This is a genomic window from Nostoc sp. PCC 9305, assembly GCF_963920915.1.
Taxonomy (GTDB): domain Bacteria; phylum Cyanobacteriota; class Cyanobacteriia; order Cyanobacteriales; family Nostocaceae; genus Nostoc.
This window is the reverse complement of record NZ_CAWUDN010000008.1, coordinates 66,336-83,183: the sequence shown is the minus strand read 5'-3', so window position 1 is coordinate 83,183 and position 16,848 is coordinate 66,336. Positions and strand designations below refer to the sequence as shown.

General features: G+C 39.9%; 15 protein-coding genes and 1 pseudogene. 6 read left to right on the top strand and 10 right to left on the bottom strand.

The genetic code is table 11. From position 1 onward, the window contains the following. Positions 1-47 precede the first annotated feature (47 nt). The 4 genes from ACM0OX_RS05090 to uvrB all read right to left on the bottom strand — a co-directional run bounded on the left by ACM0OX_RS05090 (position 48) and on the right by uvrB (position 3,303). Positions 48-608, bottom strand: a complete 561-nt coding sequence (locus ACM0OX_RS05090; protein ID WP_414513575.1) for a Uma2 family endonuclease — start codon at positions 606-608, stop codon at positions 48-50. A 97-nt stretch (positions 609-705) separates the two neighbouring features. Continuing rightward, on the bottom strand, positions 706-975 hold the full coding sequence (locus ACM0OX_RS05085) for a hypothetical protein (RefSeq protein ID WP_414513574.1): 270 nt from the start codon (positions 973-975) through the stop codon (positions 706-708). Next, positions 972-1,202 (bottom strand): hypothetical protein, encoded by a 231-nt coding sequence (locus ACM0OX_RS05080; protein WP_414513572.1) that lies wholly within the window; start codon positions 1,200-1,202, stop codon positions 972-974. The genes ACM0OX_RS05085 and ACM0OX_RS05080 overlap by 4 nt, the downstream gene beginning before the upstream one ends. A 103-nt stretch (positions 1,203-1,305) precedes the next feature. Beyond that, positions 1,306-3,303 carry an excinuclease ABC subunit UvrB gene (gene uvrB / locus ACM0OX_RS05075; RefSeq protein WP_414513571.1) on the bottom strand — a complete coding sequence of 666 codons (1,998 nt, stop codon included), beginning with the start codon at positions 3,301-3,303 and terminating at the stop codon, positions 1,306-1,308. A 254-nt stretch (positions 3,304-3,557) separates the two neighbouring features. Between uvrB and ACM0OX_RS05070 the strand changes: the two genes are divergently transcribed. The 3 genes from ACM0OX_RS05070 (at position 3,558) to ACM0OX_RS05060 (ending at position 5,656) form a co-directional block, all read left to right on the top strand. Further along, entirely contained in the window at positions 3,558-4,022 is a 465-nt protein-coding gene (locus ACM0OX_RS05070; RefSeq protein WP_414513569.1) for a hypothetical protein, read from the top strand. A 349-nt stretch (positions 4,023-4,371) separates the two neighbouring features. Next, positions 4,372-4,554, top strand: a complete 183-nt coding sequence (locus tag ACM0OX_RS05065) for a CsbD family protein (protein ID WP_069070399.1) — start codon at positions 4,372-4,374, stop codon at positions 4,552-4,554. A 463-nt stretch (positions 4,555-5,017) separates the two neighbouring features. Next, positions 5,018-5,656 (top strand): histidine phosphatase family protein, encoded by a 639-nt coding sequence (locus ACM0OX_RS05060; RefSeq protein WP_414513567.1) that lies wholly within the window; start codon positions 5,018-5,020, stop codon positions 5,654-5,656. A gap of 40 nt (positions 5,657-5,696) precedes the next feature. On the opposite strand, the gene ACM0OX_RS05055 is transcribed toward ACM0OX_RS05060, so the two are convergent. Then, on the bottom strand, positions 5,697-6,923 hold the full coding sequence (locus ACM0OX_RS05055; RefSeq protein WP_414513566.1) for a cytochrome P450: 1,227 nt from the start codon (positions 6,921-6,923) through the stop codon (positions 5,697-5,699). A 211-nt stretch (positions 6,924-7,134) separates the two neighbouring features. Between ACM0OX_RS05055 and ACM0OX_RS05050 the strand changes: the two genes are divergently transcribed. Next, entirely contained in the window at positions 7,135-8,262 is a 1,128-nt protein-coding gene (locus ACM0OX_RS05050; protein ID WP_414513564.1) for a succinylglutamate desuccinylase/aspartoacylase family protein, read from the top strand. Between the two features lie 80 nt (positions 8,263-8,342). Here the strand turns inward: ACM0OX_RS05050 and ACM0OX_RS05045 are convergent, their stop codons facing one another. Then, positions 8,343-9,425, bottom strand: a complete 1,083-nt coding sequence (locus ACM0OX_RS05045; protein ID WP_414513642.1) for an ATP-dependent 6-phosphofructokinase — start codon at positions 9,423-9,425, stop codon at positions 8,343-8,345. Between the two features lie 429 nt (positions 9,426-9,854). Between ACM0OX_RS05045 and era the strand changes: the two genes are divergently transcribed. Continuing rightward, a complete protein-coding gene (gene era / locus ACM0OX_RS05040; RefSeq protein WP_414513562.1) occupies positions 9,855-10,829 on the top strand; it encodes a GTPase Era in 975 nt (324 codons plus the stop codon). Between the two features lie 289 nt (positions 10,830-11,118). Then, positions 11,119-11,796: a response regulator gene (locus ACM0OX_RS05035; RefSeq protein ID WP_292733041.1), complete on the top strand. Its 678-nt coding sequence runs from the start codon at positions 11,119-11,121 to the stop codon at positions 11,794-11,796. Positions 11,797-12,505: 709 nt separating this feature from the next. Here the strand turns inward: ACM0OX_RS05035 and ACM0OX_RS05030 are convergent. The 4 genes and pseudogenes from ACM0OX_RS05030 to hemN all read right to left on the bottom strand — a co-directional run bounded on the left by ACM0OX_RS05030 (position 12,506) and on the right by hemN (position 16,803). Then, complete coding sequence (locus ACM0OX_RS05030; RefSeq protein ID WP_414513640.1) at positions 12,506-13,246, bottom strand: DUF3891 family protein; 741 nt, start codon at positions 13,244-13,246, stop codon at positions 12,506-12,508. Between the two features lie 324 nt (positions 13,247-13,570). Continuing rightward, a complete protein-coding gene (locus ACM0OX_RS05025) occupies positions 13,571-14,263 on the bottom strand; it encodes a manganese catalase family protein (protein WP_414513560.1) in 693 nt (230 codons plus the stop codon). A 165-nt stretch (positions 14,264-14,428) separates the two neighbouring features. Further along, positions 14,429-14,729, bottom strand: a pseudogene (locus ACM0OX_RS05020) (GlsB/YeaQ/YmgE family stress response membrane protein). A 691-nt stretch (positions 14,730-15,420) separates the two neighbouring features. After that, on the bottom strand, positions 15,421-16,803 hold the full coding sequence (gene hemN / locus ACM0OX_RS05015) for an oxygen-independent coproporphyrinogen III oxidase (RefSeq protein ID WP_414513558.1): 1,383 nt from the start codon (positions 16,801-16,803) through the stop codon (positions 15,421-15,423). Between the last annotated feature and the right edge of the window lie 45 nt (positions 16,804-16,848).

The window sequence follows — 16,848 nt, the reverse complement described above, 5'->3', positions numbered from 1 at the left end:
TATTCCATAAAGATATTCCTCTGCACTTATCAAAATGCGATCGCCTCCTAGACTTTTCGCAATAATTCCCGAATAGCGATCGCACAATCACCAAAAGCTAAAGGTGAAATTGTCACATCCTCTGCAAGTATGCTCTCACTGTGATAGCCGTCTGGACTAGGGAGACGATACATATACAACTTGCGTCCATTCACATCTAAAATCCAGTACTCAATAATCCCTGACTTAGAGTATGCGATCGCTTTTACTTCTCGATCGTATTTGAGACTGGAATCAGCTATTTCAATCAGTAAAAATACTTCGGAAGCATTGGGATGGTGATCCTCATAATCTAATGGATTCAGCTTCACCACTGAAATATCTGGTTCTGGTTCCGAATAATCATCAAGTTGCACTGGTGACTGGATTCTTAATAAAACTTTGTCCCCCAAATGTTGACGTAATAACCTTTCTGTGCGGGTAATTGCTGATTCGTGAGCAGTACCTTTTGCTGACATTCTGATGATTTGTCCCGCGATTAATTCTAAGCGTTCTTCAGGATGAAAAATCCCCATTTCCGCCATTTGGTGATATTCTTGAACACTAATTAGGCGAATATTGGTAAACATAAGATTCACCTTAACGTCCTAGCATTTTATCCCGCAGATGTTTAATGCGATGTCTACGACGGGCTACGCCTACGTGCTAAAGGTTAGGCTGCTGGTGCTACAACCTCTGAAGCAACTCATCATACTCTGCATGTGCGCCAATCCAGAACCAGTAAATGTGATCGTTCTGCAACAAGCCAAGAACGCGGTAGTCTAAACTAACACGAGCCGAATATATTGGTTGGCGCTGGCTAACTCGTTTGAACTGAAGACTATTGTGATAAGGATCTGAACGCCAAAGAGCATAGGCTTTGACCGCTTGTTCTTGAACTGATGCAGGAAGCTCATCAAGTTTCTTGCGAAATACCTTCGTAACACTTGACTTCATTGCTCAGAAGGAAAAACGTCAGCTAGAGGAGTGATGTCGCCAGCAGCAATTTCCTGTCTTACCATATCAGCTAGACTATCCCACTGAGCATCTGTTGTAGATTCAAACTGAGTCTTCCATCTTTGCTCATCCTCTATCTCAGCAAGGAGACGAGCAGCGATCGCATTCTGTTCGGCAACAGGTAGAGTTTTCAGTTGCGCGATCGCCCGCTCAAGTAACTCAGTCATGGCTACCACACTCTCAAAACGTAAATGGCATCTTATCCATTATCGCTTCTTGTTAGCAAGTTGAACGCTAATTAGGTGAATATTCATGAGCATAAGATTCACCTTAACGTCCTAGCATTTTATCTCGCAGATGTTTAATGCGATCGCGCAATTTCCCCGCCTCTTCAAATTCCAGTTTCTTTGCTGCCTCTTTCATCTGCGCTTCTAACAGAGTAATCAACCCTGGAATCTGTTCTAATGGCAGTTCATCCAGATGTTCATCTACAACTTTCAAGTCAGTTGCATTCAACCGCCGAGATACATCTAAAAAAGCCAAAATTGCATTACTTGATTTTTTCACAATTGGTTGCGGTGTAATTCCATGCAGTCGATTATGTGCTGTTTGAATCCCACGCCGCCTATCTGTTTCATCAATAGCTTTAATCATGCTACCTGTCATGTTATCGGCATACAAAATCGCTTGTCCCTGGACGTGACGCGCGGCTCTACCAATAGTTTGAATTAAGGAACGCTCGGTTCGTAAAAAACCTTCTTTATCTGCATCCATAATTGCTACTAAGGAAACTTCGGGTAAATCCAAACCTTCCCGCAGCAAGTTCACACCAACTAATACATCAAATTTCCCCTCGCGCAAGTTCTGCAAAATCTCAATGCGCTCAATAGAAGTAATCTCGGAATGTAAATACCGTACCCTGATACCGTGGTCTTGCAAATACTCGGTTAAATCTTCCGCCATCCGCTTGGTTAATGTGGTAATTAACACTCGCTCATGGCGATCGGCTCTATCTTTAATTTCACCTAACAAATCATCAATTTGTCCTTCTGTAGGACGCACAGAAATTTCTGGATCGACTACCCCAGTTGGCCGAATCACTTGCTCAATTACATGGTCTTCAGAAACTTCTATTTCCCAATTTCCGGGAGTTGCTGAAACAAAAATGCACTGATTCACTTTTTGCCAGAATTCTTCTGCTTTTAAAGGACGGTTATCAGCAGCGCTAGGAAGCCGAAATCCATGTTCAATTAAAACTTTTTTTCTCGCTTGATCGCCGTTATACATCCCGCGAATTTGGGGTACAGTAACGTGAGATTCATCAATAATTAATAGCCAATCTTTAGGAAAATAATCAATTAAACATTCTGGTGGATCTCCAGCTTGTCTTCCTGCTAAGTGACGCGAATAGTTCTCGACACCGTTGCAGTAACCTACTTCACGTAGCATTTCCAAATCATAGCGTGTACGCTGATCTATGCGTTGCGCTTCTAATAATTTACCAGCTTGTTCTAAGTCTAATTTTTGCTGTTTTAACTCGGCTGCAATATCATGACAAGCTACTTCTAACCGTTCTTCTGGGGTGACAAAGTGACGTGCAGGGTAGATATTTACCGCTTCCAAACTTTTGAGAATTTCACCTGTCACTGGATCGATATAGCGAATTGCGTCAATTTCATCACCAAAGAATTCTACGCGAATAATGCGGTCTTCATAGGCTGGGCCAATTTCTAAGACATCACCCCGGACGCGAAATTTTCCCCGACCCATTTCTATGTCGTTGCGGCTATATTGAACATTTGCCAAATCCCGTAAAATTTGGCGTTGATTAACTTCCATACCTATCTGAAGGGGGATGGCAGCTTTCAGATATTCTGCTGGCATTCCCAAACCGTAGATACAGCTGATGGAAGCAACAACAATGACATCACGGCGTTCAAACAGCGATCGCGTCGCTGAATGCCGCAACATATCTATTTCATCATTAATTGCTGCCGTTTTCTCAATATAAGTATCGGTGACGGGAATATACGCTTCTGGTTGATAATAGTCGTAGTAGCTGACAAAGTACTCGACTGCGTTGTTGGGGAAAAAATCCCGCAACTCGTTACAAAGCTGTGCAGCCAGGGTTTTGTTATGCGCCAGAACTAAAGTTGGCTTGCCAATTTTCTCAATAACTGCTGCTACTGAAAATGTCTTACCAGTTCCAGTGGCTCCTAGTAAAGTTTGGTAACGATTGCCTGATTGGATACTAGCAGAAAGTTTAGCGATCGCTTGTGGTTGATCGCCTGTGGGACTAAAGGGAGCTTGAAGACAAAATTCTGTCATACAGTTTTGCTGTAAATACCCTATCTCATAGTGACGATTCCGCCCTGTATCCATTGTAGCTGGCTTCTTAGACTAAAATAAATAGTAATAATTGTTTACGAAAATTATTAATTCAAGTTTACTTATGTATCAGTTTTAAAGATACTTATATCTATGTGAGGTTTTTTAAGGTTAAACTCTAAAGTATATGGGAAAAAATTTCATCTTTCCTTAATTATTGTAAAATTCAATTAACAAACCAGAGGTGTTCGTTTATGACTATTAGCAGCGCTGGCAAAGCAATCAGTTCTCGGCAAAAGCCTGCCAAGTCTCCAGGGGAAACCACAGAGGGAGTTGAAAATCAACAAGATCAGAGCTTGAATGCAGATAAAGTTGAGGAAGTTAATGAACTGCCAGTAGGAGCTTCTGGAACACTCGCCATTTCTGGAATTCGTCCCATAGGCGCTAGTGACTTAGAAGTTGCTGAACACCTCTCAATTGCTGGGGTGCGTCCCGTTAGCACCAGTACGTTAGAAGTAGTTGAAACCTATAACTCAATGGGTATTCGTCCAATTGGCGCTAACACATTCCAAGTCGTTGAAAGTATAAATCTCTCTGGGATTCGTCCAATTGCCTCAAGTTCATTGGTAATTTCTGATAGTTATTCCACCTTCGGGAACCGTCCTATAGCACCAAATGAGATTGACAATTCTGAAACACTGATGGGTTTTCTAGATTAAACAAAAAACATTTCCATAACTTTATTAACCCAGTTTCGTATAGAAACTGGTTTTTTTATTTAAACAGTTAAAAGCAGAGATTACCATATTTACATTTATTCTATGTCTTTTAGCATAGGTAACTAAACTATTCGTACTTTCTTTTACATTCAACCAATAGCCAGAATGCTTACTACAACTAACTTTCTTAATTACGAATTACGAATTACGAATTACAAATTATTTAATATGTCTTGTGGTGGAAGGCTTTAGCAAAAACTTTAAGTTACTGTGTAAAGGTAATAACAAAGAGTTTCAAAGTTAGTTTATAGCTTTGAAATGAGTTTTTAATTGAATCAGGAGTATCAAAATGAGCATAGAAGATCGCGCAAAGGCTGCTGCTAAAAATGTTGAAGGTAAAGCCCAAGAAGCTTTAGGAAATATCACTGGAGATCCGGAAGATAAAGCCAAAGGTAAAGCAAAGCAAGCTGAAAGTGAAGTACGTCACGGAATTGAAGACGTAAAAGATAATGTCAAGAAAAACATTGACTAATAATTCATAATTTTTTTGCAGAAAATCTAGGGATATAAATGGGGTGGATTCCATTTTTGCAGAAAAATGTGAATTGTTAAAGAACCAAGCTAAACTCTGTTGATATCCTCTGAGCAGGGGTTAGACAATAGAGTATCAGCTTGATTGGCAGAAATTTTGTAGAGACGTAATTAATCACGTCTCTACACTTTTCAATAAATTTTATTTATTAATTTAATTTAAAACTTAAATATAACTAAACTATATTAATTATTTCACTCAGCACATAAATCTAACTGAATGACTGCTGACGATATTAGCAGAGTAGCGTAATATCTCAGACGGGCGTAGCTGTGATAACTTTGTTCAATCTGAAGATTATTCCAAACATCATTAAATTGTAGTACTATAGCACGGGCATTAACTATCTTCAGCTACATCTGATTGTTAGCGCTCTTAAATTCACAATCGATGAGAATATACCGTGAGCCTAACTCTTTATTTCCTCCGTCACGGACAGACAGAATGCAGCCGCAATAATTCCTTTTGCGGTTCTATAAACTCAGAACTCACTCCAGAAGGGTTGGAGATGGCAAAGGCTTTTGCTGACGCATATAGTTCTATGGATTGGACAGCAATATTTTGTAGTCCAATGCAGCGAACTGTATTGACAGCAAAACCTTTGTATGAAGCAATAGGGATAGAACCACAATTTAGGGATGGTTTGAAGGAAATCAACTATGGTTTGTGGGAAGGAAAAACTCCAGAAGTAATTACGCGTGAATATCACGATGATTATATTCGCTGGTCAGCAGATCCGGCTTGGAATGCTCCCACTGGTGGAGAAATGGCTGTTACAATTGCTTATCGCGCCTTGCAGGTAATTGAAGAAATCAAGCAAAATTACAGCAGTGGCAATGTTTTAGTTGTGTCGCACAAGGCAACTATTAGAATTCTTCTGTGTAGTTTTCTGGGGGTTGATGTGGGACGCTTCCGTTTTCGTTTGGGATGTCCTGTTGCTTCGGTCAGTATTGTAGAATTTACCTCACATGGGACGCTGTTAAAGGTTCTGGCAGACCGTGGTCATTTGGATGAGCGTTTGCGAAATTTACCAGGAACGTGAGGAGTCACTTACATTACATTACTCTCACTAGGGGATCATTTTAGGGATTAAAAGCTACAGGCATTGATTTCATACCTCGCAAGGATGGATTTTGATGCCATTCAATTCGATCTGTATCCAGGCGGAGATTACTCAGGCGGCGCACAATGGTATTGATGGCAATTTGTGCTTCAAGTCTGCCAAGAGATGCACCGAGGCAAAAGTGGGTTCCTTTTCCAAATGCCAAGTGTGGGTTTTCAGGGCGTGTAATGTCTAATTTATCGGGGTCTAAAAATTGCTCAGGGTCACGGTTGGCAGCACCAATTACCAGAAATAGGCGTTGCCCTTGGCTAATTTGTTTGCCATCAATTTCGAGATCGGTAACTGCTATGCGGGCCTGACGTTGTACTGGGCTGTCATAGCGCAAAAACTCTTCTACAGTAGTCGTAATTAGCGAGGGGTCATCCTTTAACTTTTGCGTTTGACTAGGATTTTTGAGCAAAGCAAGTAAGCCGTTAGCAATCAAGTTGGTCGTAGTTTCATGACCCGCAAAAGTTAAGAAAACGCAATTGGATAAAATTTCGTCGTCATTGAGAGAATTTCCCTTTTCTTGTGCAAAGATGAGGCTACTCATGAGATCATCTTGGGGATTATGACGACGTTCTTCAAGGATGTGGCGAAAATATTCGGTCATTTCGATAATACTTTGTTGAGCGCTGGTCAAAATTTCTGGCTTCATACGGAACATACCAAAAAATCTTGCCAAATCGTCAGACCATTTCTTAAACTGTTCCCAGTCTTCGGACTTTGCACCCAGCATTTGGGCGATGACGATCGCGGGCATTGGGTAAGCTAAATCATGAATAATATTCATGTTACCCCCCTCATAGAGACTATCAATTAGTTCGTCTACTAGCGTCTGAATTCGCTCTGCCATGCTGCTAATGATACTAGGAGTGAATGCCTTGTTAAACAACGCACGCAGACGCGTGTGTTCTGGGGGGTCGCAAAATAGAATCCATTTTGATAGAGTTTCCAGAAGGGGAAGTATATTCTGTTGCTCTGATTCTGGTATTTTACTAATAGGCGGACGCTTGGCCGAAATCCGTTTGTCTTGCATAGCTGCGGCAACATCTTTATAGCGCATTAGATACCAGCCCCCAAAAAAATCACTCCAGTAAACAGGATCTTCTAATAAAATACGGCGGTAGGTAGGATAGGGATTGGCTAGTACTTCTGGGGCAGATAGATTGTATCGGTCTTGTTCTAGATTACTGAGTGACGACATGAGTTAGAAGCGATTAAGGATATAACTCAATAATTCTATATCTGGTAGCATCCCCGATCAAAAGCAAGATTCAGGTTGCTTCGTCTGTACTGCGACACACTAGCTCAAATAATTGCAACTGCTTCCCTTACGAAAATACTTGGTATGATTTGGATTTATGTGGATTTTGATTTATTACAGATTCAGTCATAATTTACTCAAATAAATTTTTATGCAGCCAGTTATTGAAACAATTTTATTACGTCAAATGGCTTCGGGCGATCGCCTCTACTTACAACTATACAAATTCATCGGCGCTCAACCTGGTAAAAAGGTTTACATTCAATCTAATCTGCATGGTGCAGAAATTGCTGGTAATGCCGTTATTCACCAGCTAATTGAGTTTTTATTAAAAATAAATGATGCAGATTTAACTGGAGAAATCTGGTTAGTTCCCGTTTGTAATCCAATGGGGACAAATGAACGCGCTCATCATTTCTCCCCTGGACGATATTGCATTTACGAAGCCAAAGACTGGAATCGCATCTTTTGGGACTATGAGAAAGAAGCTGATGATTTAGTAGCTTTTACTAAATCTCAACTTCATAGTGATCTAAAGGTCATTCGACAAAATTATCTAACTATAATTAAGCAACAATTCGCAAAAACTTTAGAAAAAGTTAATTCTTCCAGTGGTGTTCCTTACACTGAGCTTTTTGCCTACAAGCTACAAAATCTCAGTTTAGATGCAGATTACTTAATTGATTTACATAGTTCTACCAATCAAGCATTAGACTACGTTTATTACTTCCGAAATCGAGAAGAGAGTGCAAAATACTTCCTACTCGATTTCGGAATATTGCTTGATAAATATGATGGTGATGCTTTTGATGAAGCTTTTATCAAACCTTGGTTAGCACTGGAAGCTTGTTTTAAAGAGTTTGGTAGAGAAATCAAGTTTGATGTGGAAGCTTGGACGCTAGAATTAGGAACAGGAATGCAAATGAACCCTGATTCAGTTGCTAAAGGTGTACGGGGTGTGAAAAGTTATTTAGCACAAAAAGGTGTACTGCAAATGCCTGATTTATCAGGTGACACAAAAACTCATGAAATGAGTTTTGCATCTAGCAGCAACCGGAAAAAATATTATGCGATCGCAGGTGGTATGATTCAATTCAGAATAGAATTAGGCACTTCAGTAAAAGCTGGAGACAAACTCTATCAAATTCTCAGTTTTAATAAAGAAGGTCAACTACCTACTGTAATTGATGTCTGCGCTCAACATGATGGCTTAGTTTATGATGTCGCAACCAATCAAGCTGTGAATGAAGGCGAGTTTGTATTGGGAATTGTTAGTTAGTCATTTGTCATTTGTCATTGGGAGTTTAGAGTTTTTTAACTCCTCACTCCTCACTTCTCACTCCTCACTCAGCACTCAATTCAGTCTCCCAAATAAATACTCATACCACGAGCAGTTTTAACTAAAGTACCATTGGGATCGACGGCACTATATTGAGCGATCGCTTCTGTAATTGGTACACTTAATACTTGGCGATTTTGCCATGTCACCATGCGATCGTATTTAGCTTCGGCAATTAGATTAACTGCTGCTACGCCAAAGGCTGTTGCAACTAATCTATCCAGTGGTGAAGCAGTTCCACCCCGTTGAATGTGTCCTAAAACTGTGACTCGCGTTTCTACACCGATGTGCTGAATAATTTCATCGGCTAAATATTCGCCAATCCCACCGTATCGAGATTGACCTAAGCGATTGGTAATCGTCACATTTTCGCCATCTTGGGTACGAACGGCTTCAGAAACAATAATCAAACAATAGTTTTTGCCTTTTTCTTGGCGTTCTTTGATTTTGTGGCAAATATGCTCAACTGTATAAGGGATTTCGGGAATTAAAATTACATTTGCTCCCCCCGCAATTCCCGCCGCTATGGCTATGTGTCCGGCATCACGACCCATTACTTCCAAAATCATGACTCGGCTATGACTTGCAGCGGTAAAATGTAACCGATCTAGTGCTTCTGTGGCAATATTTACTGCTGTATCAAAACCGATGGCGTGTTCCGTAACGCCAATATCGTTATCAATGGTTTTGGGAATACCGACTAGATTAATACCGCCTTGTTGAGCGAGGCGACGCAAAATTGCCAAGCTACCATCGCCACCGATACCAATCAAAGCGTCTAAACCTAGTTCATGATAACCTGCAATAATTTCTTCAGAGCGATCGCATAAACTTCCATCCGCCATCGGAAAGGCAAAAGGGTCGCCTTTATTGGTTGTCCCTAACATTGTGCCACCCGCAGTTAACAACGAGTCAACTTGATCGACTTCTAGCTTAGTGAATTGTGGCGGACGCGCCATTAATCCTAGAGTCGCTTGACGGATTCCCAAAACTTCCCAACCGTAAGTATTTACAGCACAATTTACTACAGCCCTAATCACAGCATTTAAGCCAGAACAATCACCTCCACTCGTCAGAATTCCTATGCGTTTGGGTTCTCCCACGTTTTTTATTGACATTTCGATCCAAATGTATATATTAATTAGTCGATGAAACTTAAGCCAAAGTTAGTATTAGATTAAACTTAAGCAAAAGTCTTCCCTATTAATGCCAAAGTAATTTTATGTTTCTTTTGTATCTAAAAACAAAATAAAGTCTAAAAATTCAGCAACCCTTGAGCCAGAAGTTAGAATTTATGTGGGTTTGGTACGATCGCCGGTGAAATGAGGTAAACTTGGAGTTTAATTTTTTTAATATTCTGATTACTGAATTCTGACTCCTGAATAGTATAAGTAAGGTTATCTCAGCTGTAAAATATAAGTGTAGAACCAGTAGTAGATTAAACCTCGGCAAAAGCAATCCCTAAAAATGCCAGGGTAATTTTATGCCTATTTTGTGTCTAAGAAAAAACCAAGTTATCCCAGCTAGAAAATATGAGGGTGGAGCCAAAGGTGACTAGTATTGAAAATTACAACTTCTCTTTTCCAGGAGAAGTCACAATCCCACAGGCTCCTCCTGAGTTTAAATCAGGTTTTATCGGCATTGTTGGTCGCCCAAATGTCGGTAAATCTACTTTGATGAATCAGTTAGTAGGACAAAAAATTGCCATTACCTCACCAGTAGCGCAAACTACACGTAACCGTTTGCGCGGTGTATTAACTACACCAGAAGCGCAGTTAATATTTGTAGATACGCCAGGAATTCATAAGCCCCATCATCAATTGGGCGAAGTATTGGTGCAAAATGCCAAAATTGCTATTGAATCGGTAGATGTAGTGTTATTTGTGGTAGATGGAGCCGTGGCTTGCGGATCGGGCGATCGCTATATTGCCGAATTGCTCAGTCGCAGTAAAACACCAGTGATTTTGGGTGTGAACAAAACCGACCAACAACCGGCTGATTCGCAGTTTCTAGATGATAGTTACGCTCAAATGGCCCAGTCTCATGAATGGGAAATCGTGAAATTTTCTGCCAAGACTAGTACAGGATTACCAGAACTTCAAGAATTATTAATTGAACATTTAGAAATTGGGCCATTATATTATCCTCCAGACTTGGTAACTGACCAGCCAGAACGCTTTATTATGGGTGAATTAATCCGAGAACAAATTTTATTATTGACTCGTGAAGAAGTACCCCATTCAGTTGCGATCGCCATTGATTTAGTAGAAGAAACTCCCAGCATTACCCGTGTACTTGCTACCATCAACGTCGAGCGTGATTCCCAAAAAGGCATACTCATTGGCAAAGGTGGAGCAATGCTCAAAGCAATTGGTAGTGAAGCCCGCGAACAAATTCAAAAATTAATCGCTGGCAAAGTTTATCTAGAATTGTTTGTGAAAGTCCAGCCAAAATGGCGACAGTCGCGGATTAGTTTAGCAGAGTTAGGCTATCGCGTGGAAGAATAAAATTCAGTTAGGAGTTAGGAGTTAGGAATTAAAGAGTTATGAATAACTCCTGACTTCCTGCTTTGTTTATGATTGGTAGGTTTTTCAGATTAGATCAATTTCTTGAGTTTGAGAACCAACATAATTGTCTGAAGCCCTAAATCTCAGTTTAATAATTGAAAAGTTCCTCAATTATTTTTTGGAAACCTAAATACTTAACCTTGAAAGCTATTCTCAATCCTTAACTCCCAACTCCCAACTCCTAACTCTTAACTCCTAACTCCTAACTCCCAACTCTTAATTCATAAAAATGTCTTTAGATACTCGCTATCCCTTAAATTTACCCGTCAATGCTCCGCCCTTGCGCGTGTTAATTGTCGAAGACGATCCGATGATGCAATTGGGATTAGAGCAATCGTTAATGGCTCATCCTCAGTTAGAGATTGTTGGACAAGCTGAAGATGGTTATTTGGGAGTTCAAGCTGCACTGCAACTGAAACCTGATTTGGTGGTTATGGATATTGGGTTGCCGCGATTGGATGGCATTGCCGCAACACAGCAAATTAAAGCGGCGCTACCAGCAACTCATGTAGTGATGCTGACATCTCATCAAACGGAGACAGAAATAATTGCGGCACTGTCTAGCGGTGCAGATGCCTATTGTATCAAAGGTGCAAGTGTGGAACGACTGTTAAGTGCGATCGCAGCCGCAGTTGATGGTGCAGCCTATCTCGATCCCCAAATTGCGCGGCGAGTGATTGATAATCTCAAACCGCCTTCACCCACCACCAACAATGCCAATTTATCTGGGCGTGAGTTAGAAGTGTTAAAGCTGATGGTAGACGGGTTGAGTAACCCAGAGATTGCCGAAAAACTCTATCTTAGTCCCAACACCATCAAAACTCATGTCCGGGGAATTATGAATAAATTAGCAGTGGACGATCGCGTGCAAGCAGCAGTTGTGGCACTGCGTTCTGGATTGGTTTAGAAAACAAATGCAACCCAATCCCTAATCCCCAGTCCCTTTTACTCCTATTTACAAGTAGAGGCGTACATATATATGTACGCCTCTATAGCTGAATAATTTGTTGCCAAGATGTTTGAAAATAGTCTACCTCAATGCATTTGAGTTAAAAGAGTTTGAGAATTGATTAGGGTCTATATTAGCCGGAAATAACAAAATTTCCTTGCCTTCTAAACTTGCTTTTTGGTGAAGCAAAATTGCCTTTTCCAAAGAACAATATTTAATTGGAACCCATCTGTCGCTATAAAAGTAGACAGTTACTCGGCTCATTGCATACTCTTTCAACGGCAGTGGAAGAGACCAGGACGAGTCCAGAGTTTGAACCTTACCTGTTGAGTCCATGCTTTGAACCTCAGTTATTAAGTATATTTACTTTCACTGATTGGAATGATTTAGAGGAACTATCATAAGTAATAACAATCTGTCTTAAAACTACATCTTTAGATAAAAGTTAGAATCATTAAAACCGATCTAACGACCTTGGCGCTAAATGCGATCGCTACTTCTTGTGTCTTTGCAGCTTGGGTTATATGCACACCATGAACCCCTGCCATAGTCGTTACTAGAAATCGCCATTGCAAAAATATAAGTAGGGATTTGATAGAAGAGTGCGATCGCCTAACCTAGTTTTCTGACAGCTATTTTCAGTTAAATAGCTGTAAGCTTTGTGTATCTAACTCTTAACGAATGTCCACTCTAGTACTTTGATTGGGGCTTCTTGTAGTGCTTTAGTTAATTCGTTGCTGCTCTGAAATTTCACCTGGGAGAGGTCGCAAGCTTCGATGTTGACCGTAAATTTTTCGTCTTGAAAGGGCCAGGGTTTGACAACAACCAACTTATCGCTGCGCTGCATGATGTCATAGCGCTCACCTTCAGGGCCCTTGCTAATTTCTAAAAACCGTTCATCGTCAGGTAGTTCTTGCTGACATAAAATGAGAGAAAGGCGATCGCACCATTGCATAAATGCATAGGCTGCATCAACTTCCTCCTTTTTGATGCCCAATTCTTTGCGCCAACGTTGCTGATTTTGAAGTTGCTCGTCTAAAAGTTTGTCTAATTTTAAAGACTTACCCCGCCTTGACTCATTTAAACGGCTGATGTGCATAGAAATTAAGAGAGCTACCCATCGTCCACGGTAAAGGGCATTTTTTGCCAAATTAGCCAATTTATCGACACCTGCATCTACATTGTCATTTGATGAGAGCATGAAGTCCTTTGGCGCACCCGCTTCAGTTAGAGTATCTTCTTCCCACTCTTTTTCTAGATCATCGTGATGAGAAATTGCAGCTATAGTTTCATATAACCTTACTGGAGCATCTTTACGTCGCCATTGTCCTGCTAGTTCAGCTGCTAATAAAGCATGGGCACGATGATAAATGACTTCCCAACCATTTGGCGTAGCGTTGACAATCACAAGTGAATCTCCTAATTCTGAGTTTTGATTTTGAGTTGAATTAATTTCTGAAGTCAGAAATATCGCAGTAGAAATTAAAGCAAGGGCGCAACTTCTTGTGCCCCGACAACAGGCGCGGCTAAAATACATGAAAATTGCTGTAAATAAAAATCCCGACCTCTTAGAAAAGTCGGGATTTTTTTTGCTCACTAAATGTAGCTAAACAGCCCAACATTTTATAAACAAGGTAGGCTATTTGCCTACCATATTATTGGGAGTTGTTCAGAATCTGCCAAAAACTCTTTCACTCAAAATAAATCTATATTCTGACTGCAACCTATGCAATTAAGAGTGGCTTTCTAGCGGATTAGCAACGTATTTGAATGTTGGCTCAGAATTCCAAGGGCCACGCTCATCTTGACCATTTCCGTTTGTAGATAGGTTGTAGTAAAGAGCAACAGTTTCATCTGGCTTGATATTACCAAAGAATGGATCTGTCAACTTACCTAGTGAATCAAGAGCTTTCATAAACATCTGAGTATGAGAAATTTCTCGTGTTAACAGATGGACTAAAGTCTCTTGGGTTCCTTGGTCGGTTGCCAACTTAATCAACTCTTCGTAAGTCTGACGAGCGCCAGCTTCGGCTGCAACGTTAGCTCTTAAATCACGTACTACATCTCCACCCTCATTCAAGTAACTTGCAGTCCAAGCATTACCTTGACTATCTAGAAAATGAGGCCCAATTCCTCGAACTGCAAAAAGAGTACTCTTGTAAGCCTCGGTTTGATCTACATTTTTAGTATGAGCCTCAATGAGTTTACCAACCATTTCTAAATGGCTGAATTCCTCGATCGCAATATCTTGGAGCATATCTTTAATGCCAGCATTTTCGACATGGAATGATTGAACCCAATACTGAAGTGCTGCACTAAGTTCTCCAGTAGCTCCGCCAAACTGCTCTAAAAGCAACTGAGCAAAACGAGGGTTTGGTTCACTAACGTTAACTGCGTGAATAGGCTCTTTTTTGTGAAAAAACATAGATTTACACTTCCCAAAATTTGGTGTTACAGAATGAATCAACTTATCTTTTAGTCTTTTTCCAGATAGAGCTAATTTGATGTTTTATAGCTTCTTAAACTGGTGAACTAGAAGACTGAATAAAATACGGTAGTTATCTCAGGGTTGATAACTGCCAATCAGCGGTTATACATTGCTGCTTCTTCTGATTAATCCCCACAGATAAATGGCAACAATTGCACCAAGCACAGCCACTAAAATACCAGGAAGAGTTAAACCAGCGCCAGCCGCAGTAATTTGCAGAGTTCCTGTTCTTAACAAGGTAAATAAACTTCCACCGACGAAAGCACCAATGATACCCAAAATCATTGTGGAGAGAATTCCGCCGCCTTGATAACCAGGATAAATAGCTTTAGCGTAGGCGTAGCCTGCCGTTAGGCATCGCACCTGCCAAAAGTCCTAAAACTATCCAAGCAATAATACTCATAACCGCCTCAACAATCTCACTCACTTAATATCTAAGTTATCAACTCTAATTCCAAATTCTTTCTACCAGATGGGGTAAATGCTAAATCCAAAAGTTATACAAAATAATTTATATCCAGATTGTATAGATTGGATTAGAATTGGCATATTTTACATCTTAATATCAATCAACAGTTTTGGTATATTTAAGTCACAAGTTATTATAAATATATAATCACAGACATAATTTTTATCCGCAAAACTAAATGTTAATTTACTCGTCAACATCTTCTCTTTTATCTCTACCCTAAGGCATAAAGTTTGTATCTAACTTTTTGGGGATGTATTAAAAATATTTGTTCATAGAATTATTGAGAACTTTCGTTCGTTATAGTTCATCATTAATTATCTATATAAATAATTAACCAAGCTTTTTGTACATTTTTTATTTAACAACTTTATTTTAATTTCCCGATGCTTTGGGGAGGGGAAGTTTTGGCTTTAGACAAAACTGGAGTGGAGTGACGCGGATAGTGATTATAAGCCAATGAACTCAATACCATATGGTCATTGCCGTGCCCCTATACCCCGCGACATAATATTGTACCGCATCTGAATGAGAACCGCTATATAGTCTTAAGAATATCCCCTCAACTTTTATTTTTAAATTAGATTGAGGAGATAATATGTGGTAAAGATTTGCAAAAGCGATATCAAATAGCGCGGGAGAATTTTGTCTCTCGCGTTCTTGTGTGAGTATCAAATATGACGGCAATATTTCTTACTAGTAATCTACCGATGTCTGTAATCTGGATCTGATTTTTTGATAAACTGACTAGACCATCAGCTTCTAGTGGTTTTAACGCCTCTAGCTCCTCAGAGAAATATTCATCAAAACTGATATGATATTTGTTTTCAATATCTTGCTTATGAAGCTGAAAATGAGACATAATACCCATAATCACATCCCGTCTAATAATGTCATTCTGAGTGAGTTTGATACCTTTACTAATAGGTAAACTACCTGCTGCCAATGTCTGATAATAATCCTTTAACTCCTTGTGGTTTTGAGCATAAGCATCTTCTAACATACTGATGGATGTGGCTCCAAAACCAAATAATTCTGTTTCGGCGTGGGTAGTGTAGCCCTGAAAATTGCGTTTGAGAGTACCATTACGTTGAGCGATCGCTAGTTCGTCATTAGTTTTAGCAAAGTGATCCATGCCAATAAATAGATATTGGTTATTCGTCAATTCTTCAATGGTCATTTTCAGAATCTCTAACTTTTCCTCTGCTGGAGGTAGAGCCTCTTGAGAAATATTTTTTTGTGTCGGTTTGAGCCACGGCACATAAGCAAAGTTAAAGACAACAATTCGGTCAGGATCTAATTCAATCGTCTTTTTCAGCGTTTCTTGAAATGTCTCACGGGTTTGATAAGGTAAACCATAAATTAAGTCTACGTTCACACTTTCAAACTTAGCTTCTTTGATCCAACTCATGACATCAAATAGCATTTCTTCTGGCTGGACACGATTGACAGCTACTTGAACTTGGCGATTAAAATCCTGAATGCCAAAACTAATGCGGTTAAATCCAATCTGTCTTAGAAAGAAAATATAGTTTTTATCGATATAGCGGGGATTAATCTCAATTGAGATTTCTGCTTGGGGATCGATGTTGAAATAGCGATTGATGTTTTTCCATAAAAATTCTACTTGGTGACGCTCCAAGTAATTAGGAGTACCACCTCCCCAATGGATTTGCAACACTTTTCTATCAGAATCGATTAAAGCTGCGGTGTTTTTAATGTCTTGAACCAAAGACTCCACATAGGGTTTCGCAATATTCTTGTTGTTGGAAATTACTGTATTACAACCGCAGAAGTAGCAAGCACTTTGGCAAAAAGGGATATGGAAATACAAAGAAAGAGGGGTTTTGCGTTGATTTGATGCGGCGATCGCGGCCTTAAAATCAGTTTCAGTGAATGTTTCGCTTAACTCTGTAGCAGGCGGGTAACTGGTATATCTAGGTGCGCGAGTGTCGTACTTTTGAATCAGATCCAGATCGAACTTGACACCAGGTAATAGAAAAACCATTGAGTTGCTTTCCAATGAATGAAGGGAGTAGGTAGAGACGTGATT

Excerpts from the sequence above, each read along its gene's own strand:
- ACM0OX_RS05090 (WP_414513575.1), bottom strand. The coding sequence starts at position 608 with ATGTTTACCAATATTCGCCTAATTAGTGTTCAAGAATATCACCAAATG.
- ACM0OX_RS05085 (WP_414513574.1), bottom strand. The coding sequence starts at position 975 with ATGAAGTCAAGTGTTACGAAGGTATTTCGCAAGAAACTTGATGAGCTT.
- ACM0OX_RS05080 (WP_414513572.1), bottom strand. The coding sequence starts at position 1,202 with ATGACTGAGTTACTTGAGCGGGCGATCGCGCAACTGAAAACTCTACCT.
- uvrB (WP_414513571.1), bottom strand. The coding sequence starts at position 3,303 with ATGACAGAATTTTGTCTTCAAGCTCCCTTTAGTCCCACAGGCGATCAA.
- ACM0OX_RS05070 (WP_414513569.1), top strand. The coding sequence starts at position 3,558 with ATGACTATTAGCAGCGCTGGCAAAGCAATCAGTTCTCGGCAAAAGCCT.
- ACM0OX_RS05065 (WP_069070399.1), top strand. The coding sequence starts at position 4,372 with ATGAGCATAGAAGATCGCGCAAAGGCTGCTGCTAAAAATGTTGAAGGT.
- ACM0OX_RS05055 (WP_414513566.1), bottom strand. The coding sequence starts at position 6,923 with ATGTCGTCACTCAGTAATCTAGAACAAGACCGATACAATCTATCTGCC.
- ACM0OX_RS05050 (WP_414513564.1), top strand. The coding sequence starts at position 7,135 with ATGCAGCCAGTTATTGAAACAATTTTATTACGTCAAATGGCTTCGGGC.
- era (WP_414513562.1), top strand. The coding sequence starts at position 9,855 with ATGAGGGTGGAGCCAAAGGTGACTAGTATTGAAAATTACAACTTCTCT.
- ACM0OX_RS05035 (WP_292733041.1), top strand. The coding sequence starts at position 11,119 with ATGTCTTTAGATACTCGCTATCCCTTAAATTTACCCGTCAATGCTCCG.
- ACM0OX_RS05025 (WP_414513560.1), bottom strand. The coding sequence starts at position 14,263 with ATGTTTTTTCACAAAAAAGAGCCTATTCACGCAGTTAACGTTAGTGAA.
- hemN (WP_414513558.1), bottom strand. The coding sequence starts at position 16,803 with ATGGTTTTTCTATTACCTGGTGTCAAGTTCGATCTGGATCTGATTCAA.